General features: G+C 69.9%; 23 protein-coding genes and 1 pseudogene. 5 read left to right on the plus strand and 19 right to left on the minus strand.

What is annotated here, in order from left to right:
* Positions 1–58: 58 nt before the first annotated feature.
* Positions 59–595 (plus strand): hypothetical protein, encoded by a 537-nt coding sequence (locus G6N30_RS10815; protein ID WP_134052636.1) that lies wholly within the window; start codon positions 59–61, stop codon positions 593–595.
* The gene (locus G6N30_RS10820; RefSeq protein WP_134052637.1) at positions 592–1059 is read left to right on the plus strand and encodes a ferritin-like domain-containing protein; all 468 of its coding nucleotides are present in this window, start codon (positions 592–594) and stop codon (positions 1057–1059) included. The genes G6N30_RS10815 and G6N30_RS10820 overlap by 4 nt, the downstream gene beginning before the upstream one ends.
* Before the next feature lie 50 nt (positions 1060–1109).
* Here the strand turns inward: G6N30_RS10820 and G6N30_RS10825 are convergent, their stop codons facing one another.
* From G6N30_RS10825 to mqo, 8 genes are all read right to left on the minus strand, one after another.
* The gene (locus tag G6N30_RS10825) at positions 1110–2864 is read right to left on the minus strand and encodes a proline--tRNA ligase (RefSeq protein ID WP_134052638.1); all 1755 of its coding nucleotides are present in this window, start codon (positions 2862–2864) and stop codon (positions 1110–1112) included.
* Between the two features lie 74 nt (positions 2865–2938).
* Positions 2939–4531, minus strand: a complete 1593-nt coding sequence (locus G6N30_RS10830; protein ID WP_134052639.1) for an MFS transporter — start codon at positions 4529–4531, stop codon at positions 2939–2941.
* Between the two features lie 33 nt (positions 4532–4564).
* On the minus strand, positions 4565–5761 hold the full coding sequence (gene cobA / locus G6N30_RS10835) for a uroporphyrinogen-III C-methyltransferase (protein WP_134052640.1): 1197 nt from the start codon (positions 5759–5761) through the stop codon (positions 4565–4567).
* Complete coding sequence (locus G6N30_RS10840) at positions 5758–7125, minus strand: cobyrinic acid a,c-diamide synthase CobB (RefSeq protein ID WP_134052641.1); 1368 nt, start codon at positions 7123–7125, stop codon at positions 5758–5760. The genes cobA and G6N30_RS10840 overlap by 4 nt, the downstream gene beginning before the upstream one ends.
* A gap of 97 nt (positions 7126–7222) precedes the next feature.
* Positions 7223–7837 carry a cob(I)yrinic acid a,c-diamide adenosyltransferase gene (cobO, locus tag G6N30_RS10845; protein WP_134052643.1) on the minus strand — a complete coding sequence of 205 codons (615 nt, stop codon included), beginning with the start codon at positions 7835–7837 and terminating at the stop codon, positions 7223–7225.
* A gap of 11 nt (positions 7838–7848) precedes the next feature.
* Positions 7849–9705 (minus strand): magnesium chelatase subunit D family protein, encoded by a 1857-nt coding sequence (locus tag G6N30_RS10850; protein WP_134052645.1) that lies wholly within the window; start codon positions 9703–9705, stop codon positions 7849–7851.
* Positions 9702–10157, minus strand: a complete 456-nt coding sequence (locus tag G6N30_RS10855; RefSeq protein WP_134052647.1) for a GNAT family N-acetyltransferase — start codon at positions 10155–10157, stop codon at positions 9702–9704. The genes G6N30_RS10850 and G6N30_RS10855 overlap by 4 nt, the downstream gene beginning before the upstream one ends.
* 12 nt (positions 10158–10169) lie before the next feature.
* The gene (gene mqo, locus G6N30_RS10860; protein WP_234880174.1) at positions 10170–11678 is read right to left on the minus strand and encodes a malate dehydrogenase (quinone); all 1509 of its coding nucleotides are present in this window, start codon (positions 11676–11678) and stop codon (positions 10170–10172) included.
* Positions 11679–11891: 213 nt separating this feature from the next.
* Here mqo and G6N30_RS10865 point away from each other — a divergent pair, with 213 nt between their 5' ends.
* Positions 11892–12908, plus strand: coding sequence for an alpha/beta hydrolase (locus tag G6N30_RS10865; protein ID WP_134055149.1), 1017 nt, complete (start codon positions 11892–11894; stop codon positions 12906–12908).
* Positions 12909–12944: 36 nt separating this feature from the next.
* On the plus strand, positions 12945–14357 hold the full coding sequence (mtr, locus tag G6N30_RS27225; protein WP_134052651.1) for a mycothione reductase: 1413 nt from the start codon (positions 12945–12947) through the stop codon (positions 14355–14357).
* Positions 14358–14454: 97 nt separating this feature from the next.
* On the opposite strand, the pseudogene G6N30_RS10875 reads toward mtr, so the two are convergent.
* The 11 genes and pseudogenes from G6N30_RS10875 to G6N30_RS10925 all read right to left on the minus strand — a co-directional run.
* Positions 14455–14946, minus strand: a pseudogene (locus tag G6N30_RS10875) (sigma-70 family RNA polymerase sigma factor); the annotation flags it as partial.
* Between the two features lie 33 nt (positions 14947–14979).
* Positions 14980–15726 (minus strand): energy-coupling factor ABC transporter ATP-binding protein, encoded by a 747-nt coding sequence (locus tag G6N30_RS10880; RefSeq protein ID WP_134055151.1) that lies wholly within the window; start codon positions 15724–15726, stop codon positions 14980–14982.
* 8 nt (positions 15727–15734) lie between these two features.
* Positions 15735–16508: a cobalt ECF transporter T component CbiQ gene (cbiQ, locus tag G6N30_RS10885; RefSeq protein ID WP_134052653.1), complete on the minus strand. Its 774-nt coding sequence runs from the start codon at positions 16506–16508 to the stop codon at positions 15735–15737.
* Between the two features lie 2 nt (positions 16509–16510).
* Positions 16511–16852 (minus strand): PDGLE domain-containing protein, encoded by a 342-nt coding sequence (locus tag G6N30_RS10890; protein WP_134052655.1) that lies wholly within the window; start codon positions 16850–16852, stop codon positions 16511–16513.
* Positions 16849–17547, minus strand: coding sequence for an energy-coupling factor ABC transporter permease (locus tag G6N30_RS10895; protein WP_163687522.1), 699 nt, complete (start codon positions 17545–17547; stop codon positions 16849–16851). The genes G6N30_RS10890 and G6N30_RS10895 overlap by 4 nt, the downstream gene beginning before the upstream one ends.
* A gap of 58 nt (positions 17548–17605) precedes the next feature.
* Positions 17606–17935, minus strand: coding sequence for an ArsR/SmtB family transcription factor (locus G6N30_RS10900; RefSeq protein ID WP_179965577.1), 330 nt, complete (start codon positions 17933–17935; stop codon positions 17606–17608).
* 53 nt (positions 17936–17988) lie between these two features.
* Positions 17989–18738 (minus strand): FadR/GntR family transcriptional regulator, encoded by a 750-nt coding sequence (locus G6N30_RS10905; protein WP_134052659.1) that lies wholly within the window; start codon positions 18736–18738, stop codon positions 17989–17991.
* Between the two features lie 11 nt (positions 18739–18749).
* On the minus strand, positions 18750–19538 hold the full coding sequence (locus G6N30_RS10910; protein ID WP_134052661.1) for a 3-oxoacyl-ACP reductase: 789 nt from the start codon (positions 19536–19538) through the stop codon (positions 18750–18752).
* A complete protein-coding gene (locus G6N30_RS10915) occupies positions 19535–20914 on the minus strand; it encodes an aldehyde dehydrogenase family protein (protein ID WP_134052663.1) in 1380 nt (459 codons plus the stop codon). The genes G6N30_RS10910 and G6N30_RS10915 overlap by 4 nt, the downstream gene beginning before the upstream one ends.
* Positions 20911–21633, minus strand: a complete 723-nt coding sequence (locus tag G6N30_RS10920) for a gamma-glutamyl-gamma-aminobutyrate hydrolase family protein (protein ID WP_134055155.1) — start codon at positions 21631–21633, stop codon at positions 20911–20913. Before G6N30_RS10920 ends, G6N30_RS10915 begins: the two co-directional genes overlap by 4 nt.
* Positions 21634–21658: 25 nt before the next feature.
* Positions 21659–23026: a glutamine synthetase family protein gene (locus G6N30_RS10925; protein WP_134052665.1), complete on the minus strand. Its 1368-nt coding sequence runs from the start codon at positions 23024–23026 to the stop codon at positions 21659–21661.
* A 187-nt stretch (positions 23027–23213) separates the two neighbouring features.
* Here G6N30_RS10925 and G6N30_RS10930 point away from each other — a divergent pair, with 187 nt between their 5' ends.
* Positions 23214–24782, plus strand: coding sequence for an amino acid permease (locus G6N30_RS10930; RefSeq protein WP_134052667.1), 1569 nt, complete (start codon positions 23214–23216; stop codon positions 24780–24782).
* The last annotated feature ends 50 nt before the right edge of the window (positions 24783–24832 follow it).

Consider the following 24832-nt stretch of genomic DNA (forward strand, 5'->3'; position numbering starts at 1 on the left):
GGAACCGAACGCAAACCCGGCTCGTCGCGCTACGGACCGGCCCGCGGGCAATGGCAGGATGTTGCTCGTGCCGAGCGCCACCGACACCGACACCGCTCCCGACGCCGGGCACCTCAGCAGGCGGCGCCTGCTGGCCGGCGCGGCCGCCCTGGCGGCGCTCGGTGTCTCGGCCGCCGCGTGCGGTTCGCCGCCACCGCCGCCCGAGGCCGACGAGTTGACCGCCCAGATCGACCGGGCCCGCACCGACAGCCGGCTGGCCACCGACGCCTCCGCGACGGCCCGCCCCCCGCTGGCCCAGACCCTGACCGCGGTGGCCGCCGAACGGACGGCGCACGCACAGGCGCTCAGCGACGAGCTCACCCGGCTCGTCGGCACCGAAGCCCCGACCACCACGCCGTCGACGAGCACGGCGGCTCCGGTCAAACCGCCGACCGCCCGGGACGTCGCCGCCGCGCTGCGCCAGTCCGCCGAGAGCGCGACCGAACTCGCAGCCACGATGTCGGGCTATCGCGCCGGCCTGCTGGGCTCGATCGCCGCGGCCTGCACCGCGGCGGCCGACGTCGCACTGGCGCCCCCGCCCAAGGACACACCGTGACCTCTGCCGAACCGACCCCGTCCCGCCCGTCCGACAGCGCCGACGGGGCGCTCTACGACGCGGTCGCCACCGAGCACGCCACGATCTACGGCTACGGGCTGGTGTCCGCCCATTCGACAGCGGAGGTCAACTGGCTGGTCTCGGCGTCGATCGCCGAACACCGCGAGCGCCGGGAGGCCGCGATCGCCCTGCTGGAGCAGCGACAGGTGGCGCCGCCGCTGCCCGCGGCCGGCTACCGGGTGCCGATGCCGGTCGAGAACCCACAGCAGGCCGCGAAGCTCGCGGTCCGCATGGAGGCGGATGGCGCCGCGGCGTGGCGGGCCGTCGTCGAACAGGCGACCGCCACCGAGTACCGCACCTTCGGGCTCACCGCGCTGACGCAGTCGGCGGTGGCGGCCGCGCGCTGGACGCAGATCGTGGGCACCGACCCGGTGACGGTCGCCTTCCCCGGCGGCAACGAGTAGCGCTACCGCACCGGAAACATGTGGCGCTACCGCACCGGAAACATGTGGCGCTACCGCACCGCGGCGAGGATTTCCGTCGCGGCACCGTCCACGGCGATCTCCCGCTTGTCGCCGGTGAACCGGTCGCGCAGTTCGACCACGCCGTCGGCCCAGCCGCGGCCGACCACGACGATCCACGGCACGCCGAGCAGTTCGGCGTCCTTGAACTTCACGCCCGGCGAGGATTTGCGGTCGTCGAGCACCACCTCGAGCCCGAGCCGGTCCAGTTCGCCGGCCAGTTCGGTCGCGCCGGTGCGGGCGCCGTCGTCCTTGTTGGCGATCACGACGTGCACGTCGAAGGGCGACACCGCGGCCGGCCATCGCAGGCCCAGTTCGTCGTGCTGCTGTTCGGCGATCACGGCCACCAGCCGCGACACCCCGATGCCGTAGGAGCCCATGGTCAGCCGCACCGGTTTGCCGTCCTCACCGAGGACGTCGGCGTTGAACGCCTCGGTGTATTTGCGGCCGAGTTGGAAGATGTGGCCGATCTCGATGCCGCGGGCGCTGACCAGCGGGCCTGCACCGTCCGGTGACGGGTCGCCGTCGCGTACCTCGGCGGCCTCGATGGTGCCGTCGGCGTGGAAGTCCCGGCCCGCGACGAGCCCGACGACATGCTTGTTCGGCGCGTCGGCACCGGTGATCCACGCCGTGCCGTCCACGATCCGCGGGTCGACGAGATAGCGGACACCGTTGTCCCGCAGGGCTGTCGGGCCGACGTAGCCCTTGACCAGGAACGGGTGCCTGGCGAAGTCGGCGTCGTCGAGCAGTGCGTACTCCGCCGGTTCCAGGGCCGCGCCGAGGCGTTTCTCGTCGACCTCGCGGTCACCGGGCACGCCGACGGCCAGCAGTTCCCACTCGCCGCCCGGCTCGCGGACCTTGAGCAGGACGTTCTTGAGCGTGTCGGCGGCGGTCACCCGGCGTCCGGCGAAGCTCGGCAGGTCCGCGCTGTTGGCCCAGTCGACCAGCGTCGCGATCGTCGGGGCGTCCGGGGTGTCGTGGACGACCGCCTCGGGCTGTCCCTCGATCGGCAGCGCGTCGGGCACCCGGGTGAGGACGGCTTCGACGTTGGCGGCGTAGCCGGACTCCAGGCAGCGCACGAACGTGTCCTCGCCGACCTCGCTCTCGGCGAGGAACTCCTCGGAGGCGCTGCCGCCCATGGCCCCGGACACCGCCGAGACGATGACGTAGCGCACGCCGAGCCGGGCGAAGATCCGCTGGTATGCCTCGCGGTGCAGGTGGTAGGCGGTCTTGAGGCCGTCGTCGTCGACGTCGAACGAATACGAGTCCTTCATCACGAACTCGCGGCCGCGCAGGATGCCTGCGCGCGGGCGGGCCTCGTCGCGGTACTTGGTCTGGATCTGGAACAGGATCAGCGGGAAGTCCTTGTAGGAGCTGTACTCCCCCTTGACCGTCAGGGTGAACAGCTCCTCGTGGGTCGGCCCCAGCAGATAGTCGTTGTCGCGGCGGTCCTTGAGCCGGAACAGGGTGTCGCCGTACTCCGTCCACCGGTTGGTGGTCTCGTACGGGGCGCGCGGCAGCAGTGCGGGGAACAGGATCTCCTGCCCGCCGATCGCGGTCATCTCGTCGCGGACGATCTGCTCGATCTTGCGGAACACGCGCAGCCCCAGCGGCAGCCAGGTGTAGAGCCCGGGTCCGACCGGGCGGACGTAACCGGCCCGGATGAGCAGCTTGTGGCTGGGCACCTCCGCGTCGGCGGGATCGTCACGGAGAGTACGCAGGAACAGCTCGGACATGCGGGTGATCACAGCGGGCCAGCTTAGCCGCCGCGCCCGGCCGCAGATCCCGCCGGCATCCGCGCGGTGTACCCCTCCGGGCTAGATCACAGTTCGCCGGCGTCCAGCGCGTCCTTGACCTCTTGGGCGTGGGCGACTTGTTCGGAGGTGTAACCGATCAGCAGGGCCGCACCGCCGACGAGCACCGCCACCGCGGCCACCCACAGCAGCCCGTAGGTGTAGCCGGCGTCGAGGGCGGCCAGCTGGGTGCCGTCCATGTTCTTGACCGGCCCGGTGGTGCCGCCCAGGTACAGCGTGCGGGAGGTGATCACGGCCTGGACGATGGCCAGCACGACCGGCCCGCCGAGGTTCTGCAGCATCAACGCGATCGCCGAGACCGGACCGATCCGGTCGAACCCGACGCCGGCGATCGCCGACAGGGTGAGCGGGACGACGATCATGCCGATGCCGATGCCGCCGACGGTGATCGGGACGACCAGGTTCGGGAAGTACGGGATGCCGCGGTTGAGCGTGGACCCGTAGATCATCGCGCCGAGCACGAGCACGCCACCGGCGATGACCAGCACGCGCGGCGGCAGCATGGACACCAGCTGCGATGACAGCGCCAGGCCGATGCCCATGGCGATGACGAACGGGATGAAGCCGACGCCGGCGCGCAGAGCGCTGTAGCCGAGGATGTCCTGGACGTACAGCCCGATCAGCACGGTCAGCGTGAACAGCACACCGCCGGCGAGGAAGATCGCGGCGAAGGTGGCCAACCGGTTGCGGTCCTTGAACAGGTCGAACGGCACGACGGGGTTCTCGGCGGAGCGCTCGACGATGATGAACATCAGCAGGAACACCAGCGCGGCACAGACCGATCCGATCGTGATCGGCGACAGCCAGCCCTTCTCCGGGCCCATCGAGAAGCCGAACACCGCGGCGGTGCAGCCCAGCGTCGCCAGGATCGCGCCGGTGGCGTCGAGCTTCATCCGCTCCTTGCTCGTCTCCCGCAGCGTGGTGCGGGCGAGGTAGATCATCACCAGCCCGATCGGCACGTTGACCAGGAACGCCCAGCGCCACGACACCTCGGTCAGGGCGCCGCCGACGACCAGGCCCATCACGGAGCCGACGGCGGTCATGGCGCCGAACACGGCGGTGGCGGCGTTGCGCGCCGGGCCCTTCGGGAAGGTGGTGGCGACCAGCGCGAGCCCGGTGGGTGAGGCGATCGCGGCGCCGATGCCCTGCAGCAGCCGGGCGATCACCAGCGTCGCCTCGTTCCAGGCGATACCGCAGAGGATCGAGGCGATGGTGAACAGCGCGACGCCGGCGATGAACGCGCGTTTGCGTCCGATGGTGTCGCCGAGGCGACCGCCGAGCAGCATCAGACCGCCGAAGGTGAGGACGTAGGCGGTGATGACCCAGCTGCGGCCCGCATCGGAGAGCATCAGCTCGTCCTGGATGCGCGGCAGCGCCACGATCGCGATGGTGCTGTCCATGGTGGCGAGCAGCTGCATACCGGCGATGGCGATCACGGCGGCGAAGAACCGCCGCGACGGCAACCAGGTCGGCGCCTTGTTGGTGGCCTTGTTGGTGCGTGTCACAGGTGTTTGCTCCACACTCGTCGGCTGTACCCGCTTCGGCTGGCCTTCCGCGTCGCGGATCATGGCTGCGCGCTCCGCGTCATTGAGAGCCGTCATAACGGGTTACCTTACAGTAATCTTAGGAATCCTTTATCCGCCGAAAGCGGCGACTGCCCCGATCACGATGATCGCGGGGGGTCGAATACCTTCTGCGCTCATCCGTTCCGGCGCATCCGCCAGAGTAGCCCGCAAAGTCCGCTGTGCGCTGGTGGTGCCGTGCTGAACCACCAGAACCGGTGTTTCCGCAGGTCGTCCGCCGTCGAGCAGCACCTTGGTGAACAATTCGATGCGTTCGACGGCCATCAGCAAAACAATCGTCCCAGTGAGCGCCGCCAACGCATCCCAATTGACTAACGATTCGGGGTGGTCCGGCGCAACATGCCCGCTGACCACCACGAATTCATGCGTGACGTGGCGGTGTGTGACGGGCACACCGGCCAGTGCCGGAACGCCTATTGCGCTGGTCACACCGGGCACGACGGTCACCGGGATCCCGGCTTCGGCGCACGCGATCACCTCTTCGTAGCCGCGCGCGAAGACGAACGGGTCGCCGCCCTTGAGCCGCACCACGAACTTTCCCGCCGAGGCGCGGTCGATGAGCACCTGGTTGATGGCGTCCTGCGCCATCGCCCGGCCGTAGGGGATCTTCGCGGCGTCGATGACCTCGACGTGCGGCGGAAGCTCGGCGAGGAGTTCCTGTGGCGCCAGCCGGTCGGCGACCACGACGTCGGCCTGGGCGAGCAGGCGCCGCCCCCGCACGGTGATGAGTTCGGGATCGCCGGGTCCCCCGCCGACCAGCGCGACGCCGGTGGTGACGGTGTCGGGGTCGTCGCCGGAGATCAGCCCGCTGGCGAGCGCCTCGTGGATGGCCGAGCGGATAGCCGCCGAGCGCCGGTGCTCGCCGCCAGCGAGGACGCCGACCGACAGGCCCTCGTAGTCGAACGATGCCGGGGTGACGGCGGTGCCCTCCCGAGCGACGTCGGCGCGAACGCAGAAGATGTGGCGACGTTCAGCCTCGGCGACGACGGCCGCGTTGACGTCGGGGTCGTCGGTGGCGGCGATGACGTACCAGGCGCCGTCGAGGTCGCCGACGCGGAAGTCGCGCAGTGTCAGTGTGATTCCCGCCATAGCTTCGACGGCGGGCGTGGCGGCGCGGGCGATGACGTGCACGTCGGCGCCGTTGGCGATCAACAGCGGCAGCCGGCGCTGGGCGACCGTTCCCCCACCGACGATGACGACCTTCCTGCCGGTGAGGCGTAGGCCGACGAGGTACGCGTTATCGGTCACCCGGCGAGCTTAGAGCGTGCGGCCGACGCCACGAAGCGGGCGATCGCGTGCGGGTGGGCGGCGGGGTGGGTGTGGAGGTAGCCGGCGTGGACGCCGCGGTGGACGGCGCCGTCGGTGACGGGGCCCGTGGGCCCCGCGGCGAAATGCCAGGCCGGTTCGTAGGGCGCGGCCAATGTGACCGCGGTGCGGTGGAACTCGTGGCCGGTGACCCGCTCGCCGGTGTGGTGCAGCGGTGAGTCGGTGGCCGCGATCGCCTGCCGGTACCCCAGCGTGAGGCGCTCGGTGAACCGCGCCGAACCCGTCAGCACCCCGCACATGGGGCGGCCGTCGAGGTCGTCGACGAGGTAGGTCAGCCCCGCGCACTCCGCGTGGATCGGGCCGCCGGCCGCGGCCAGCTGGGCGATCTGTTGGCGCACAACGGTGTTCGCGGACAGGTCGGCGGTGTGCTGTTCGGGGAAGCCGCCGGGTATCACCAGCGCCGCGGTCTGCGGGGGCAGGCCGTCGGTCATCGGGTCGAATTCGACGACCTCCGCACCGGCGGCCCGCAACACTTCCCCGTGCTCGGGGTAGCCGAAGGTGAACGCTTTGCCCGCCGCGAGCGCGACCCGCACACCGGGGCCCGCGGTCGCGGCGATGCCCGGATCCCACGGCATGTCGGTGACGGCGGCGCGCGCACCCACAGCGACCGCGTCGAGATCGACGTGGCGGGCGACGAGGTCGGTCATCGCGGCCACCGCGTCGCGGGCGGCACGGCCGTGTTCGGCGGCGGTGATCAGGCCGAGGTGGCGGGACGGGACGGCGAGCGCCTCGGCGCGCGGGATCGACCCGAACACCGCAAGGCCGGCGTGCTCGCACGCCTGGCGCAGCACCTCCTCGTGGCGGGCGGAGCCCACCCGGTTCAGCACGACTCCGGCGATGCGGGTGTGCGGGTCGAAGGTCGAGAACCCGTGCAGCAGTGCGGCGATGCTGTGGCTCTGGCCGCGGGCGTCGACGACCAGCACGACCGGGGCGCCGAGCAGGCCGGCGACGTGCGCGGTGGAGCCCGTTGCCGGGCCGGTCATCGAGTCGGCGATACGGCCGTCGAACAGACCCATCACGCCCTCGACGACGGCGATGTCGCTGCCCGCGGTGCCGTGCGCGTACAGCGGTCCGATCAGCTCGTCGCCGACCAGCACGGGGTCGAGGTTGCGGCCGGGGCGGCCGGTCGCCAGCGCGTGGTAGCCGGGGTCGATGAAGTCGGGACCGACCTTGAACGGCGCGACGCGGTGGCCGGCGCGCCGCAGCGCACCCATCAAACCCGTTGCCACGGTGGTCTTCCCGCTGCCCGAGGCGGGCGCGGCGATCACGACGGCCGGAACCGTCACGGTGCTATTCCACCGCGAGCGTGCGTGTCTGCACAGGACACGCCGCGGTGTGTGCAGCAGTCTGCGCACGCTCGCGGAGTGTCAACGTGCACGAATGTCACCATTCGATGCCCTTCTGGCCCTTGCGACCCACATCCATCGGGTGTTTGACCTTGGTCATCTCGGTCACCAGGTCGGCGGCGTCGATGAGTGCCTGCGGCGCGTCCCGGCCGGTGATGACGACATGCTGGCGACCCGGCCGCGAGGCCAGCACGCCGATCACCTCGTCGACGTCGACCCACCCCCACTTGAGCGGGTAGGTGAACTCGTCGAGCACGTAGAAGTCGTGGCGTTCCTCGGCGAGGCGGCGCGTGATCTCGGCCCAGCCGTCGGCCGCCGCGGCCGCGTGGTCGTCGTCGCTGCCCGGCTTGCGCGACCACGACCAGCCCGAGCCCATCTTGTGCCATTCGACCGCGCCGCCGGCGCCGTGTTCGTCGTGCAGGCGGCCCAGCTCACGGAACACCGACTCCTCGCCGACCTTCCACTTCGCGCTCTTGACGAACTGGAACACCGCGATGTCGAAGCCCTGGTTCCACGCCCGAAGCGCCATGCCGAACGCGGCGGTCGACTTGCCCTTCCCCGCCCCGGTGTGGACGGCCAGCAGCGGCGCGTTGCGGCGGGCGCGGGTGGTCAGCCCGTCGTCGGGAACGGTCAGAGGTTGGCCCTGCGGCATGGATTCCTCCGTTAGGCGGCGGTGCGGTCGGTCTGGGTGACCAGCCGGGTGAGATCGTCGGCCCGCAGGTGGGCCAGGCGCACGGCGGGCCCGCGCAGCGCGGTGGCGAGTTCCTCGGCCAGGCCGAGCCGCACCAGCGACGTCTCACAGTCGACGACGACCGCGGCGGCGCCCTCGGCGACCAGCCGGGCGGCGGCCTGGCGGGTGCGGCCGAGCGGATCCGGTCCACCGGTGGCGCGGCCGTCGGTCAGCACGACGACCAGACAGCGGCGCGCGCGGTCGCGGGCCTTCTCGCGGACGACGACGTCCCGGGCGGCGAGCAGGCCCTCGGCGAGCGGGGTCTTGCCCCCGGTGTCGAAGCGGGCAAGCCGCCGGCTGGCGATGTACACCGACGTCGTGGGCGGCAGCAGCAGCGTGGCCTGCCGCTGCCGGAACGTGACGACGGCGACCTTGTCGCGGCGCTGGTAGGCGTCGCGCAACAGCGACAGCGTGGCACCGCTGACGGCGGCCATCCGGTCGCGCGCGGCCATCGAACCCGAGGCGTCGACGACGAAGACCACGAGGTTGCCCTCATGCCCCTCGCGCACGGCGCGGCGGATGTCCTGCGCTCGGGGACGCGGACGGCCGGGCACCCGCTGGTTCTCCGCGGCGGCGAGCAGCGTGCCGAAAACGTGGAGTCCGTGGCCGGTCTCGGCGTCCGTCGTCGACGCCACGACGGTGCCCGTGCGGTTACGGGCACGGGAGCGCCTGCCGGGCGCACCCTCCCCCACGCCGGGCACGACGAGCGTCCGGGTCTTGAACACCGGCGACGGCGACCCGCTGCTTCGGTTCTGGGGCGCGGATTTGCGCTGCGGCACAGCCGATCCCGACGAATCAGACGTCGCACCCCCGCCGGGTGGTCGGTCCGGGTCGGGATCCGGTTCGGGCCCGGGTTCCGGGACGTCCGCGGATTCGCCGGCCTGCGCCATCGCCTCGTCCAGCCGCTCCTGGTCCAGGCCGGGATCGTCGAACGGATCGCGCCGGCGCCGATGCGGCAACGCCAGTTCGGCGGCCACCCGGATGTCGTCCTCGGAGACGGTCCGCGCGCCACGCCACGCGGCGTGCGCCACCGCGGTCCGCGCCACCACCAGGTCGGCGCGCATCCCGTCGACGTCGAACGCCGCACAGAGCGCCGCGATGCGTCGTAACTCGTTGTCGGGCAACGCCACCGAATCGACGAGTGCGCGGGCCCGGGTGACCCGTGCGGCCAACTCGGAATCCTTGCTCGCGTAGCGCTCGGCGAAGCCGGCCGGATCGGCCTCGAACGCCATGCGATGCCGGATCACCTCGACGCGGACGTCGACGTCGCGGCTCGCCGCCACGTCCACGGTGAGGCCGAACCGGTCGAGAAGCTGCGGGCGCAGTTCGCCCTCTTCGGGGTTCATCGTGCCGATCAGCACGAACCGGGCCTCGTGGCTGTGGGAGATGCCGTCGCGTTCGACGTGCACCCGACCCATTGCCGCCGCGTCGAGCAGCACGTCGACCAGGTGGTCGTGCAGCAGGTTGACCTCGTCGACGTAGAGCACGCCCCCGTGCGCCCGTGCCAGCAGACCCGGCGAGAAGGCGTGTTCGCCGTCGCGCAGCACCTTCTGCAGGTCGAGCGAACCGACCACGCGGTCCTCGGTGGCGCCGATCGGAAGCTCGACGAGCGCGCCGCCGTCGACCTGCGCCAGTACCTGGGCCAGCCCGCGGACGGCGGTGGATTTCGCGGTGCCCTTCTCGCCGCGGATCAGCACGCCGCCGATCTCGGGCCGCACCGCACACAGCAGCAGGGCGAGCAGCAGCCGGTCGTGTCCGACGATCGCGCTGAACGGGTAGACGGCCGTCACGGCGCTCCCGGCCGCAGCATCGGCACGTGCGGAATACCGTCCTCGACGAATTCGTCTCCGTCCCTGACGAATCCGTGCCGGGCGTACATCGCTTCGAGGTAGGTCTGGGCGTCGATGCGGCACGGGTGGTCGCCGACATCGGCCAGCGCGGCCTGCATCAGCCGCGCGGTGTGACCGTGACCGCGGGCGTCGCGTCGGGTGCACACGCGGCCGATGCGGAATCCCTTGACGGCGCCGGGGTGTTCCTCCATCAGCCGAAGCGTGGAGATCACCTCGCCGTCGGGACCCTCCAGCCAGAAGTGGCGTGTCTCGGCGAGCAGGTCACGCCCGTCGAGTTCCGGGTACGGACAGGCCTGTTCGACGACGAACACCTCGACCCGCAGCTTGAGCAGTTCGTACAGCGTCGCCGCGTCGAGGTCCTTGGCCCAACTGCGGCGCAGCGCAACAGTCATCGCCGCGCCACGTCAGGCGGTCACCGCGGCCGTGGACGAGGCGCCGGGCCGCAGGTGCTCGGTGTCCGGTCCGGCGCTCGGCAGACCCCTTGCCGGGCGGTCGAGTTTGAGCACCTTGGTGCCGTGCGCCCACACCTCTTCGAACAGTCGGGGTTCATTGGACAGCGGGGTCCCCAGCGAGGGCACGATCTCCTTGAGCTTGGGCAGCCAGCTGCGGTAGCGGTCGGCGAAGCAGCGCTCCATGATGTCGAGCATCGCGGGGACCGCAGTCGACGCGCCGGGCGAGGCGCCGAGCAGACCGGCCATCGAGCCGTCCTGTGCAGCAAGCACGGTGGTGCCGAATTCCAGCACCCCACCGCGGCCCTTGCGGCGGATCACCTGTACGCGTTGGCCCGCGATGTCCAGCTCCCAGTCGGAATTCTTTGCGCTCGGTGCGAATTCACGCAGGGAATCGACCCGGTCGGACTCGGTGAGCATGAGCTGGCCGATGAGGTACTTGAGCAGGCCCATCTCGGTGAGCCCGACCCCGAGCATCGACGCGAGGTTGTTGGGCTTCACCGAGAACGGCAGATCGGTGACCTTGCCCTGCTTGAGGAACTTCGGCGACCAGCCGGCGAACGGGCCGAACAGCAGCCACGACTTACCGTTGATGACGCGGGTGTCCAAGTGCGGCACCGACATCGGGGGCGCTCCCAGGGGCGGCATGCCGTACACCTTGGCCTGGTGCTTCGCCGTCAGCTCCTGGTTGCCGGTGCGCAGCCACTGTCCGCCGACGGGGAAGCCGCCGAAGCCCTTGGCTTCCTTGATGCCCGCCTTCTGCAGCAGCGGCAGCGCACCGCCGCCTGCGCCGACGAAGACGAACTTGGCGTTGATCTTGCGCTTGGCGCCGGTGCGACGGTTGAGCACCTTGACCGACCAGCTGCCGTCGGACTGCTTGTCGAGGTCGCGCACTTCGTGGCCGAACAGGGTGGTCATCCCGCGCTGCGCCGAGTAGCCGATCAGCTGGCGGGACAGCGAACCGAAGTCGACGTCGGTGCCGTCCTGGGACCAGTTCAGCGCGAGCGGTTCGCGCAGGTCGCGCTTTTCCGCCATGAAGGGCAGCCGACGGGCGAACTCGCCGGGGTCGTCGATGTACTCCATCGACCCGAACAGCGGGTTCGTGACCAGCGCGTCGTAACGGGCCCGCAGGTACTGGCGGTTCTTCTCCCCGCTGACGAAGCTGACGTGCGGCACGGGATTGATGAAGTTGCGCACGTCGGGCAGCACACCGTTCTCGACGGCGTAGGTCCAGAACTGCCGCGACACCTGGAACTGCTCGTTGACATGGACGGCTTTGGTGATGTCGATGGAACCGCCGGGGCCCTCGGGTGTGTAGTTGAGCTCGCACAGCGCGGAGTGTCCGGTGCCCGCGTTGTTCCACGCGTCGCTGCTCTCGGCCGCCGCGCCGTCGAGCCGTTCGATCAGCGTGATCGACCAGTCGGGCTCCATCAGCTTCAGCAGGGTGCTCAGGGTGGCGCTCATGATGCCGGCCCCGACCAGCACGACGTCGGTCTTGGCTACCTGTGAATCAGACACCGGCTCATCGGTCCTTTTCGTCGCGGCTTTGTGACGGTCTACCTCGTTCCAGGTTATCCCGCTGCGGCGGACGCCAACCGCTCGGCCACTGTGCCATCCCTCACCGCTGTGGCCTGCACCGTTGCCGGTCCGCCTAAGGTGACATGCGTGAGCTCCCCGGTGCCGAGCTGGGAAACCGACGTGCTGCCGGACTACCAGCGGCACACCCTGTCGCTGGGTCCCGATCCCGACGGTGAGGGCGACCTCGTCGCGACGGTCGTGCGGCGGGGCCGGCCGCAGCCGGGCGCGCGGCGCGCGGTGCTGCTGGTGCACGGGTTCACCGACTACTTCTTCCACAACGAACTCGCCGACCACCTGGCCGCGAGGGGATTCGCTTTCTACGCCATCGACCTGCACAAATGCGGCCGCTCGCGCCGCGACGGGCAGACCCCGCACTTCACCACCGACCTCTCGCGCTACGACCGCGAACTCGAGCAGGGTCTGCGGATCATCGGCGAGGAGACCGGTGGGGCCGCCGTGCTGGTGGTGGGCCATTCGGCGGGCGGACTGGTGGTCTCGCTCTGGCTGGACCGGCTCCGGCGGCGCGGCCTGACCGCGGCACTGAACGTCACCGGCCTGGTGCTCAACAGCCCGTGGTTCGATCTGCAGGGCCCCGCGATGTTGCGCTCGGCGGCCGCCTCGGCCGCGCTGGGAGCCGTGTCGCGGTTCGGCAAGCGCAGGATCGTGCGGTCGCCGAATCCGGGCGGCGGGTACGGCGCGACCCTGCACCGCGATTTCGCCGGTGAGTTCGACTACGACCTCGAGTGGAAGCCGGTCGGGGGCTTCCCCGTGACGGCGGGGTGGATCCACGCGATCCGCCGTGGCCACGCCCGGTTGCACCGCGGCCTCGACGTCGGGGTGCCGAACCTGATCCTGCGCTCGGACCACAGCGTGCGTGAGGCACCCGATCCGGCGGAGATGCAGCGCGGCGACGCGGTCCTCGACGTCACGCACATCGCCCGCTGGGCGGGCTGTGTGGGCAACCGCAGCACCATCGTGCCGATCGCCGACGCCAAACACGACGTGTTCCTTTCGCTGGCCGAGCCGCGGCGTGCGGCCTACGGTGAACTGGATCGCTGGCTGGACTGGTATCTGGCCGAACACCGGGCTACGACACGACGATCCGAACGGGGATGACGGGCATGGGGCGAGCGAAGCGGCGGGGGGTCTGAAGTGGGGCACTTCGATATCGCGATCATCGGAACGGGTTCGGGCAACACGATTCTCGACGAGCGGTATGTCGACAAGCGCGTCGCCGTGTGCGAGGAGGGCCTGTTCGGCGGCACCTGCCTCAACGTCGGCTGCATCCCGACGAAGATGTTCGTGTACTCCGCCGGGGTGACCCAGAACGTCCGTGAGGCAGCGCGATTCGGTATCGACGCCCACGTCGACGGCGTGCGCTGGAGTGACATCGTCTCGCGCGTGTTCGGCCGCATCGACCCTCTGGCCACCGGCGGTGAGCACTACCGGCGGTCGTCGCCCAACGTCGAGGTGTTCGACAGCCACACCCGGTTCGCCGATGTGCTGCCCGACGGCCGGTACCGCCTGCGCACCGAGGACGGTGACGAGTTCACCGCCGATCAGGTGGTGATCGCGGCGGGTTCGCGCGCGACCGTGCCGCCGGCCATCGCCGACTGTGGGGTGGCCTATCACACGAGTGACACCATCATGCGGCTGGCGGAACTGCCCGACCACATCATCATCGCCGGCGGCGGTTACGTCGCAGCGGAATTCGCGCACATCTTCTCGTCGCTGGGGTCGCGGGTCACGATCGTCATCCGGGGGACGGCCATGCTGGCCCATGCCGACGACACCGTCTGCGAACGCTTCACCGACATCGCGGGCAAGAAATGGGAGATCCGCAGTCGCCGCAACATCGTCGGCGGCTCCACCGACGAGTCGGGGGTGACGCTCAACCTCGACGACGGTTCCTCGCTGCGCGGTGACGTACTACTGGTCGCCACGGGGCGGGTGCCCAACGGCGACCGGCTCGACGCGCATCTGGCGGGGGTGGCGGTCGAGCACGGCCTGGTCACCGTCGACGAGTTCCAGCGGACCACCGCGCGCAACGTCTTCGCCCTCGGCGATGTCAGTTCGCCCTATCAGCTCAAGCACGTCGCGAATCACGAAGCGCGCGTGGTGAAGAACAACCTGCTCATCGACTGGGACGACACCGATGCGCTGATGCCGGCCAATCACCGCAACGTCCCGTCGGCGGTGTTCACCGAACCGCAGATCGCCTCGGTCGGCCTCACCGAGAACGAGGCGCGCGCACAGGGATACCGGATCAGGACCAAGGTCCAGGATTACAGCGACGTCGCCTATGGCTGGGCGATGGAGGACACGTCCGGTTTCGCCAAGCTCATCGTCGACGACGACAGCGGGATGCTGCTGGGCGCACACATCATGGGCCACCAGGCGTCGTCGATCATCCAGCCGCTCGTCCAGGCCATGGCGTTCGATCTGCCCGCCCAGGACATCGCACGGGGTCAGTACTGGATTCATCCGGCGCTGCCCGAAGTGGTCGAGAACGCTCTGCTGGCCCTGTGCGGTGAGCCGCCGTGGCCGCCGGCGCGGCAGCACTGAACGCGGGCAGGTAACCCCGCGCGACCGCGACGTCGGTGAGCAGTCGGCGCAACCGGGTCCGCCCCCGGTGCAGCCGCGACATCACCGTGCCCAGCGGAATGTCGAGGACCGCCGCGATCTCCTTGTAGCGCAACCCTTCCACGTCGGCGTAGTAGACCACCAGCCGCTGGTCGACGGGCAGACCCGCCAGCGCGGCGCGCACGTCGTCGTCACCCATAGCCTCCAGCGCCGCGAGTTCGGCCGACGGCAGCCCGGTGGAGGTGTGGGCGGCCACCGCGGCGAGCTGGGCGTCGGTGACCTCGGCGTTGACCTCGTCGGGGCGGCGCTGGGCTGCACGGTAGGAGGAGATCCAGATGTTGGTCATGATGCGCAGCAACCACGCCCGCATGTGGGTGCCGTCACTGTAGGAGTGGAACCCCGCGTACGCCTTGGTCAGCGTCTCCTGGACCAGGTCCTCGGCGTCAGCAGCGGTGGTGGTGTAGCGGCGCGCGGCGCGGTAGAGGGTGTCGACCAGCGGCAGCACGTCGCGCGTGAAGCGCGCGGTGAGGTCGTCTGCGCTCGTTGTCGGTTCATCGGTCGTCGTGCCCACACGGGCAGACTGGCACCTCAACCGAAGTTGAGGTCAAGTGATTTTCCCGGGGATGGCGAAGCCCCACGGCAGTTCGAGCCGGTGTGCGGCCAGCAGATCCGCGTCCGAGAGCAGGTCGCCGATCGGGCCGTCGGCCACCACCACACCGGCGTCGACGATCACCGCGCGCTCGCAGAGTTGAGCGGCGTACGGCAGGTCGTGGGTGACGACGATGGTCGTGGCGTCGATCCCCGCCACGGTCTCGGCGAGCTCGCGGCGCGCGACGGGGTCGAGGTTGGCCGACGGTTCGTCGAGGACGAGGATCTCCGGTTCGCAGGCGAGCACGGTGGCAAGGGCGGCGCGTCGACGCTGGCCCGCCGACAGATGCGTGGGGCTGCGATCGGCTTCGTCGGTGAGTGACACGGTCATCAGTGCACGACGGACCCGCGCGGCGAGTTCGTCGCCGCGCACCCCGAAGTTGGCTGGTCCGAACGCCACGTCCTGGGCGACGGTCGGCATGAACAGTTGGTCGTCGGGGTCCTGGAACACCAGGCCGACGCGCCTGCGGATGTCGGCCAGCGTGGTGCGCCGCACCGGTGTCCCGCCGATGTGCACGGTGCCCGCTGTCGCCTCCAGCACACCGTTGAGGTGCAGCATCAGCGTGGTCTTGCCCGCCCCGTTGGGGCCGAGCACCGCGACGCGTTCCCCGGCGCCGACGGTGAGATCCACACCCGCCAGCGCAACGTGGCCGTCGGGGTAGACGTGGCGCAGCCCCTCGACGCGGACCGCAGGCGCCTCGATCGGCCCGGTCACGGCACCACCCAGGCCGCGGCGGCGACGGCGGCGGCAGCCGCGGCGGGCAGCAGCGCGACGGCCCACTGCGTGCGGCGTGCCGGAGGTGGCGCCCCGACCGCCGCCAGATCCGGTGTGTGGCCGTCGAATCCGCGGGACAACATGGCGATGTGGACGCGTTCACCGCGCTCGTAGGATCGCAGGAACAGCGCACCGACACCCTTGGCGAGGGCGCCGGCCTGATGCAGTGCGCGCGGGGAGTCGCCGCGCGAGATCCGGGCGATCCGCATACGGGCCGCCTCGGCGGTCAGCAGGTCGATGTAGCGGATCATCAGCACGAGCACCGACGTCATCACCGCGGGTACACGCAGCCGGCTCAGCGCGGCCGGCAGTTCGGCCGCCGGGGTGGTCGCGGCGACGGTCAGCGAAGCGGCGATGCCGAGGGTGCCCTTGGCGACGATCGCCCACGCCGCGTACAGCCCGGTCACCGACAGGGACAGGCCGGCGACGTCGATGCGTTCCTCGCCGTCGGCGAAGGGCAGCAGCACCGCGAGCACGACGAACGGCACCTCGATCAGCATCCGCGGCAGCGCCCAGCGCAGTGGGATGCGGGCGGCCCACCACGCGACGGCGACGATCATCCCGTAGAGCGGGTACGGCCAGAAGAGCTCTCGGGGGGTGGCGACGACGGCCAGTACGAACGCCAGCAGGCAGACGATCTTGGTCTCGGCGGGCATGCGGTGCACGGCGGAGTCGCCGTGACGATAGAGCGGATGCGCGCCCGCACCCACGGCTATCTCCTGCTGCGGCGGCCGCGGGCGATCAGCCAGAACAGGGCCGAGCCGAGGGCGGCGGTCACGACCACGCCCAGCACACCGGCCGGGCCGTTGGTTCCCGGCCGTCCGCCCACCGCGTAGTCGGCGAGCGGTGAGCCGGCGAGCGCGTGGTCGTCGGCGTGCCGGGCGATGCAGTCTCCGGTCAGGGATTCCCCGTCAGCCGTCTCGATCACCTCACACCCGCGCAGGGTCGTGGCGTCGAGCCCGTCTGGGCTGGCGCTGGCGACGTACGACACCCCGCCGGCGATGACGACGGTGATGGCGGCGAAGACGACCCAGAACAGTCGGCGGCCGCTCATGCCGGCACCTTCTCGCGGGCCGGGCGCATCAGGTGGACGAGGTCGGGGCGCACTCGGGCGACGGCCATCACGGTGACCGCGGTGATGACACCCTCCCCCACCCCGATCAGGGCATGCGTGCCGCCCATGTAGGCCAGCACCGCATCCAGCGACGTCGGCGCCGCTCCGCCCATCGCATATTGCAGGACGAATCCCATTGCCGCACACACCGTCCCGATCATCGCGGCGGCGAACGCGATCACCCCGACCGCGGCCACCGGCACCTGGGTTCTGCGGCGGGCCAATGCGTACAGTGCCGCTGCGGTGCCGTAACCGGCGGCGACGCCGATCACCGCCATGTTGGTGATGTTGGTGCCGAGTGCGGTGATGCCGCCGTCGGCGAAGAGCAGCGACTGCACCACGAGCACCAGCGCGATGCACAGGGCGCCGGTGTAGGGGCCGACGAGGATCGCCGCCAGCGCACCGCCGAGCAGGTGGCCGCTGACGCCGGGCAGGATCGGGAAGTTGACCATCTGCACGGCGAAGACGAACGCCGCGACAAGACCGGCCAGCGGGACCGCCCGCTCGTCGAGTTCGGTTCGGGCGCGCAGGACGCAGAACCCAAGGGCGGCAACCGCGATGACGCCGAACAGCAGCGACGTGGGTGCGTTGACGATGCCGTCGCTCATGTGCATGGCGACGTGGTCGGCGGTCACTCACCGAGCGTAGGACCGCACCCGACATCTGTCCAGATGAACAGATGTTCAGAGGTGGTCAGCCGTGCCGGGCGCCGATCCAGTGCAGGAGGTCGTGGACGATCTCGTCGTCGAGGCGGTAGCTGACCGCCCGGCCCACCCGGGTCGAACTCACCCATCCCTGCCGGCGCAGCACGCGCAGGGCCTGCGACACCGCGTTCTCCGATCGGCCGAGCGCGGCGGCCAGGTCGCTGACGCAGATGCCCGGGGCGCGGTGCAGGCTGAGCAGGATCTCCAGTCGGTGCGGGTCGGAGAGCAGGTCGAAGCGCTGCGTCCAGCCACCGGTGTCGACGTCGGCCAGCGCCGAGGTCGCCCGTTCGACCTGCGTGTGATCACCGGGTTGCTCCACTGCTGACAACTTAATGGAGATCGGCGGGCACCGGTGCCCTCGCGCACGGGGGCTCAGTCGAGGAAGCCGTGCAGCAGCGCGGCCGAGCCCGCCACGTGCGCGCGCATCGCCGACTCGGCCGCATCGGCGTCGCCGGCCAGGATCGCGATGACGATCTCCTGGTGCTGTTCGTCGGAGTGGACGATGTTGCGCTTCAACAACGGGATCCGGTCGAGCAGCGCGTTGAGGCGCATCCGGTTCTCCGCCACCAGCGGCACCAGTGACGGTGAGCCGGCCGCCTCGGCGATCGCGAGGTGCAACCGGGAGTCGAGCCTGCGGTAGTCGTCGGGTGCGGCGCCGCGAACGTCGGCCAGCCGGGTCCACAGCTCCTCGCGCTGCGCCGAGGTCAGCGTGCGGCCCGCCGCCATCCGGGCGGCGCCGACCTCGAGGATCTCGCGCAGCCGCAACGCGTCGTCGATCTCCTCGCGGGTCAGCCCGCGGTCGTCGCGCGTGTGCCGCGGCAGTTCGTCGGCGAGGAAGGTGCCGCCGTAGCGGCCCCGGCGCGACACCAGATAGCCGGCGTCCGCCAGTGATTTGATGGCCTCTCGCACGGTGTCCCGGCTGACCCCGAGCCGCACGGCGAGTTCGCGTTCCGGCGGCAGCGATTCACCCGGTGCGACGACACCCAGCCGTATCGTCTCCAGCAGCCGGCCGACGGTGTCCTCGAACGCGTTGCCGAGCCGCACCGGACGCAGCAGCACCTCAGCCGCCGGCTCCGCGGCGAGGCGGTCGCCGGCGGGCTGAGGTTCCGGGGCGGAGGTCATGGCCGATGTGGTTACAGCGGCGTCACGTACGCCGAGCTGATCCCGCCGTCGACCAGGAACGACGATCCGGTGATGAACGACGAGTCGTCGCTGGCCAGGAACGCCACCGCGGCCGCGAGCTCCTCGGGTTCGGCGAACCGTCCCAGCGGGATGTGCACGAGCCGGCGGGCGGCCCGCTCCGGATCCTTGGCGAACAACTCCTGCAGCAGCGGAGTGTTCACCGGTCCGGGGCAGAGCGCGTTGACCCGGATTCCCTGGCGGGCGTACTGCACGCCGAGTTCCCGCGACATCGCCAGCACCCCGCCCTTGGAGGCGGTGTAGGAGATCTGCGAGGTGGCCGACCCCATCACCGCCACGAACGACGCGGTGTTGATGATCGACCCCTTCTGCTGGGGCACCATGTGGCGCAGCGCGGCCTTGCAGCAGAAGAACACCGACTTGAGGTTGATGTCCTGCACCCGCTGCCAGGCGTCGATGCCGGTGTTCTCGATCAGATCGTCCTCCGGCGGGCTGATGCCGGCGTTGTTGAAGGCGATGTCGACCGACCCGTAGGTCTCCGCGGCGGTGTCGAAGAGCGCGTCCACGGCGACCTGGTCCGAGACGTCGACCGGTACGAAGGTGCCGTTGAGGTCGTCGGCGACGGACTTGCCGGTGGCCGGATCGATGTCGCCGATGACGATCGTGGCGCCCTCGGCCTTCATCCGCTTCGCGGTGGCCAGCCCGATACCGCTGGCACCGCCGGTGATGACGGCGACCTTGCCGGCCAGCCGCTGGGTCAGGTCAACCCGGGACGGGGTCATGAATTCTCTCCGATCGATTCTGCGACAGCGATGAACACGTTCTTTGTCTCGGTGAAGGACAGCGGGGCGTCGGGTCCGAGCTCACGGCCCAGTCCCGACTGTTTGAAGCCGCCGAACGGTGTGGTGTACCGGACGGAGGAATGCGAATTGACCGACAGGTTGCCCGCTTCGACTGCGCGCGAGACGCGCAACGCCCGCGACAGATTGTCGGTCCAGATGGAACCGGACAGCCCGTATGCGGTGTCGTTGGCGATCGCGATCGCATCGGCCTCGTCGTCGAACGGCAGCACCGTCACGACGGGCCCGAAGATCTCCTCGGTGAAGGCACGGTCGGCGCGCTGCGCGGTGAGCACCGTCGGCGCGAACCAGTAACCGCGGCCCGCGGGGGCCTCGCCGCGGAAGGCGACCGGGGCGTCGTCGGGCACGAAGGAGGACACCTTCTCCCAGTGCGCCTTGCTCACCAGCGGACCCATCTCGGTGTCGCGCGAGGCCGGGTCACCGACCACCACGCCCTTGACCGCCGGTTCGAGCAGTTCCATGAAGCGGTCGTAGACGTTGCGCTGCACCAGGATCCGGCTGCGCGCACAGCAGTCCTGTCCCGCGTTGTCGAAGACGCCGTAGGGCGCGGTCGCGGCGGCCTTCTCCAGGTCGCAGTCGTCGAAGACGATGTTGGCGCTCTTGCCGCCGAGTTCCAGGGTGACGCGCTTGACCTGTGCGGCCGCCCCCGCCATCACCCGGGTGCCCGTGGCGGTGGAGCCGGTGAACACCACCTTGCGGACGGCGGGGTGGGTGACGAAGCGTTCGCCGACCACCGAGCCCCGCCCGGGCAGCACGCTCAGCAGGCCCTCGGGCAGACCCGCCTCGACGGCCAGCTCACCGAGGCGGACCGACGTCAGCGGAGTCCACTCGGCGGGTTTGAGGACCACCGCGTTGCCCGCGGCGAGCGCCGGTGCGAAACCCCACGCCGCGATCGTCATCGGGAAGTTCCACGGCGTGATCACCCCGACGACGCCCAGCGGCTCGTTGAACGTGACGTCGAGACCGCCGGCCACCGGGATCTGCTTGCCGGACAGGCGTTCGGGAGCCGCGGCGTAGTACTGCAACACGTCGCGGACGTGTCCGGCCTCCCATTCGGCGTTGCCGATCGGGTGCCCGGAGTTGGCCACCTCCAGCGCGGCCAGCTCGTCGATGTGCGCGTCGACCACCGCGGCGAACGAGCGCAGCGCGGCGGCGCGGTCGGCCGGCGCCAGCCTCGCCCACGTCCGCTGGGCCGACGCGGCCCGAGCCACGGCATCGTCGACGCCCTCGACGTCGACGAATTCGACGGTCCGCAGCACCTCCTCGGTCGCCGGGTTGATCACCTCACAGGAGGTCACGTTCGTACCCTTTCCATCGCATGGTGGTTCGCGGCCGCCACCACCGCGGCGAACAGCCGCAGGTCGTCGAGCCGCTCTTCGGGGTGCCACTGCACGCCCACGACCCACTGGTCCGGATGAGTCCGGCGGTCCAGCTCGACCGCCTCGATCACGCCGTCGTCGTCGCGCGCGCTGACGATCAGGCCGTCACCGACGCGGTCGATCGCCTGGTGGTGGTAGCACTGGGCGTCCGAGGATGTGCCGATCAGCTCCGCCAGCCGGGTGCCGGGTTCGGTCCACACCGCCGAGGTGCCGAACACCGCGTTGCCCTTCTGGTGGTGGGTGTGGCCGATCACGTCGGGCAGGTGCTGGAACAGCGTGCCGCCCAGCGCGACGTTGAGCACCTGTGCCCCGCGGCAGATCCCGAGCACCGGAACGCCGCGCCGCAGGGCCTCGTCGAGTAGCGCGAACTCCCACGCGTCGCGGATCCGGTCCGGCTCGTCGGTCGTGGGGTGCGGCGCCTGGCCGTAACGCGCCGGGTCGACGTCTTTGCCGCCGGTGATGATCAGGCCGTCGAGCCCGTCGAGCACCCGGGCCGCCGCGCCGGAGTCGACCGGTTGCGGAGGAAGCAGCACCGCGACTCCCCCGGCCAGGTTCACGCCCTGGAAGTAGATCGCCGGCAGGAAGCTCGCCTGCACGTCCCACACGCCGGTCTGCGCCTGCTGCAGGTAGGTGGTCATGCCCAGGACCGGGCGGCGGACGGGTTCAGAGCCGCTCAAAGCCTCGCACCCTTTCCCAATCGGTCACCGCGGCGTTGTACGCCTTGAGTTCCACGCGCGCGTAGTTGAGGTAGTGCTCCACGACGTCGTCGCCGAAGGCCGCGCGGGCGACCTCGGAGCGCTCGAACAGGTCGGCCGCCTCCGCCAGCGTCGTCGGGAGGCGTTCCGCGCCACTGGTGTAGGCGTTGCCCCTCACCGGATCCGGCAGTTCGAGCGAGTTCTCGATGCCGTGCAGACCGCCGGCGATCAGCGCGGAGACCGCGAGGTACTGGTTGACGTCGCCGCCCGGGGCGCGGTTCTCCATCCGCATCCCGGCGCCGTGGCCGACGACCCGCAGCGCGCACGTCCGGTTGTCGAAACCCCAGGCGATCGCCGTGGGAGCGAAGCTGCCCTCGGCGAACCGCTTGTAGGAGTTGATGTTCGGCGCATAGCAGAGTGAGAGCTCACGCATGGTCGCGATCTGGCCGGCGATGAAGCTGCGGAACAGCGGTGACATGCCGTCGTCGGCGTCCTCGTCGGCGAACACCGCACTGCCGTCCTCGCCGCGCAGCGAGATGTGGATGTGGCAGCTGTTGCCTTCGCGCTCGTCGAACTTCGCCATGAAGGTCAGGCTCTTGCCGTGCTGGTCGGCGATCTCCTTGGCGCCGTTCTTGTAGATGGTGTGGTTGTCGCAGGTGGTCCGCGCGTGGTCGTAGCGGAAGCCGATCTCCTGCTGACCGAGGTTGCACTCGCCCTTGACGCCTTCGCAGTACATCCCCGCGCCCTCCATGCCGAGCCGGATGTCGCGCATCAGCGGTTCCATCCGGGTCGAGGCCAACATCGCGTAGTCGATGTTGTAGTCCGTGGCAGGGGTGAGGTCCTTGTAGCCGGCGGCCCATGCCGCACGGAAGGAGTCGTCGAACACCATGAACTCGAGTTCGGTCGCGGCGTAGGGCACCAGACCCTTCTCCGCGAGCCGGTCGATCTGGCGATTGAGGATGCTGCGCGGCGCCTGCTCGACCGGCCGGCCGTCGGTCCACGACAGATCGGCCATCACCAGCGCGGTGCCGGGCAGCCACGGAATCAGCCGCAGCGTAGCGAAATCCGGCGTCATCACCATGTCGCCGTAACCCGTCTCCCAGCTGGAGACGGTGTACCCGTCGACGGTGTTGTTCTCCACGTCGACGGCCAGCAGGTAGTTGCAGCACTCCGCCCCGTGGGCGGCGACGTCGTCGACGAACAGCCGGGCCGATATCCGTTTGCCGGTCAGCCTGCCCTGCATATCGGTGAAAGCGACGATGACCGTGTCGATCTCGCGATCGGCCACCATGCGTTCGAGGTCGGCCTGCGCCAACATGCCGGTTGGAGCCCCCATGCGCGCACCTTTCCCACGGGCTTCACGTGGCGTGAAGCCAACCATTGCCCGGTGAATTGCCGAAGCTCGCCACGAATTTTTACACGGTCGCTACTCGCAAAGGTCGGACACCAGACCTTTGGCATCCTATGCTGCCACTGCGGCCGACGCAGCCCGGCCCCACTGAGGGAATCGAAGGAGGATCAGGATGCCCGAGGGTCACGAACATCTCGACGACGACGAGAAGCACCTCGCCAGACTCGGCTACGTCCAGGAACTGCAACGGTCCTGGTCGGGCTTCTCCAACTTCGCCATCTCGTTCTCGATCATCTCGATCCTGGCCGGCTGCTTCACCTCGTTCGGTCTCGGCTGGAACAACGGCGGCCCCGCCGCCATCGCGTGGGGCTGGCCGATCGTCTCGGCGTTCATCCTGATCACCGGACTCTGCCTGTCCGAACTCGTGTCCGCGTATCCGACATCGGGCGGAATCTACTGGTGGGCAGCCAAACTCGGCGGCCCGAAGGCCGGCTTCTACACCGGCTGGCTCAACCTCATCGGCCTCGTGGCGATCCTCGCGTCGGTGTCCTACGGATGCGCGACGTTCCTCGACCTGACGCTGGGCACGTTCAGCGAGAGCTGGCTGGCCGGCTACAGCCTCACCCGCACGTTCGTGATCTTCGTGATCATCCTTGCCGTCTCGGCGACCATCAACATCCTCAGCAGTCACCTGCTGGCCGTGATCAACAACGTCTCGGTCTGGTGGCATGTCGCGGGTGCGGTCGCGGTCGTCGCGATCCTGTGGCTGATCCCCGAACAGCACGCCAGCGTCAGCGACGTGTTCGCGCAGACCATCAACAACAGCGGCATCTTCGACGGGGAGAAGGGCATCGGCTGGCTGCTGTTCGTGTTGCCGATCTCGGCGATCCTCACCCAGTACACGATCACCGGTTACGACGCGTCGGCGCACCTGTCGGAAGAGACGAGGAGCGCCGCCGACGGTGCCGCCAAGGGCATCTGGCGCTCGATCTTCTACTCCGCGATCGGCGGCTGGATCCTGCTGCTGACGTTCCTGTTCGCGGTGCAGGACGCCGACGAGGTGTCCGCGGGCGGTGGCGCGGTGGTGACGATCTTCAACCAGGCGATGGACTCCACATGGGTGGCGATCGTGTTGCTGATCTCCACCGCGGGGCAGTTCTTCTGCACGACCGCGTGCCAGACCAGTGCCTCGCGGATGCTGTTCGCGTTCAGCCGCGACCGCGCGGTGCCCGGTCATCAGCTGTGGTCGAAGGTGAGCGCCAAGCGGGTGCCCGCCAACGCGGTGGTCGTGACCGCGGTGGTGGCGGCCGTCATCACCCTGCCGGCACTGGTCGAGGTCGACGTCAACGGGGCACCGGTGCCGGTCGCGTTCTTCGCGGTGGTGTCGATCGGTGTCGTCGGGCTGTATCTGTGCTTCGCGGTGCCGATCTACTACCGGTGGAAGCTGGGCGACCGATTCGAGGTGGGACGGTGGAACCTGCGCGGCCACCACAGGTGGATGGCTCCCGTGGCCATCGCCGAGATCGTCCTCACCTCGATGATCGCGATGTTCCCGACGTCGCTGGGCGGCATGCCGTGGGACCCGAGTTTCGCGTGGAAGTTCGTCAACTACACCCCGCTGCTGGTCGGCGGCGTCCTGATCCTGCTCTTCATCTACTGGCACGTGTCGGTGAAGAAGTGGTTCACCGGGCCGATCAAGCAGATCGACGAGAGCGACGGGCAGCTCGAGGGTGTGTCCTGACGTGTCCGAAATTGTGAGCTAGGCCATTCGGGGCGCATAGAGCGACGCCA

The organism is Mycolicibacterium litorale (assembly GCF_010731695.1).
In the GTDB taxonomy this organism is placed as follows: Bacteria; Actinomycetota; Actinomycetes; order Mycobacteriales; family Mycobacteriaceae; genus Mycobacterium; species Mycobacterium litorale.

Bases quoted from the DNA above. Each gene is read 5' to 3' on its own strand.
- G6N30_RS10815 (WP_134052636.1), top strand. From the start codon at position 59: ATGTTGCTCGTGCCGAGCGCCACCGACACCGACACCGCTCCCGACGCC.
- G6N30_RS10890 (WP_134052655.1), bottom strand. From the start codon at position 16,852: ATGAGCGGCCGCCGACTGTTCTGGGTCGTCTTCGCCGCCATCACCGTC.
- G6N30_RS10905 (WP_134052659.1), bottom strand. From the start codon at position 18,738: ATGACCTCCGCCCCGGAACCTCAGCCCGCCGGCGACCGCCTCGCCGCG.
- G6N30_RS10855 (WP_134052647.1), bottom strand. From the start codon at position 10,157: ATGACTGTTGCGCTGCGCCGCAGTTGGGCCAAGGACCTCGACGCGGCG.
- G6N30_RS10920 (WP_134055155.1), bottom strand. From the start codon at position 21,633: ATGACCACCTACCTGCAGCAGGCGCAGACCGGCGTGTGGGACGTGCAG.
- mqo (WP_234880174.1), bottom strand. From the start codon at position 11,678: ATGAGCGCCACCCTGAGCACCCTGCTGAAGCTGATGGAGCCCGACTGG.
- G6N30_RS10830 (WP_134052639.1), bottom strand. From the start codon at position 4,531: ATGACGGCTCTCAATGACGCGGAGCGCGCAGCCATGATCCGCGACGCG.
- G6N30_RS10930 (WP_134052667.1), top strand. From the start codon at position 23,214: ATGCCCGAGGGTCACGAACATCTCGACGACGACGAGAAGCACCTCGCC.
- cobO (WP_134052643.1), bottom strand. From the start codon at position 7,837: ATGCCGCAGGGCCAACCTCTGACCGTTCCCGACGACGGGCTGACCACC.
- G6N30_RS10925 (WP_134052665.1), bottom strand. From the start codon at position 23,026: ATGGGGGCTCCAACCGGCATGTTGGCGCAGGCCGACCTCGAACGCATG.
- G6N30_RS10910 (WP_134052661.1), bottom strand. From the start codon at position 19,538: ATGACCCCGTCCCGGGTTGACCTGACCCAGCGGCTGGCCGGCAAGGTC.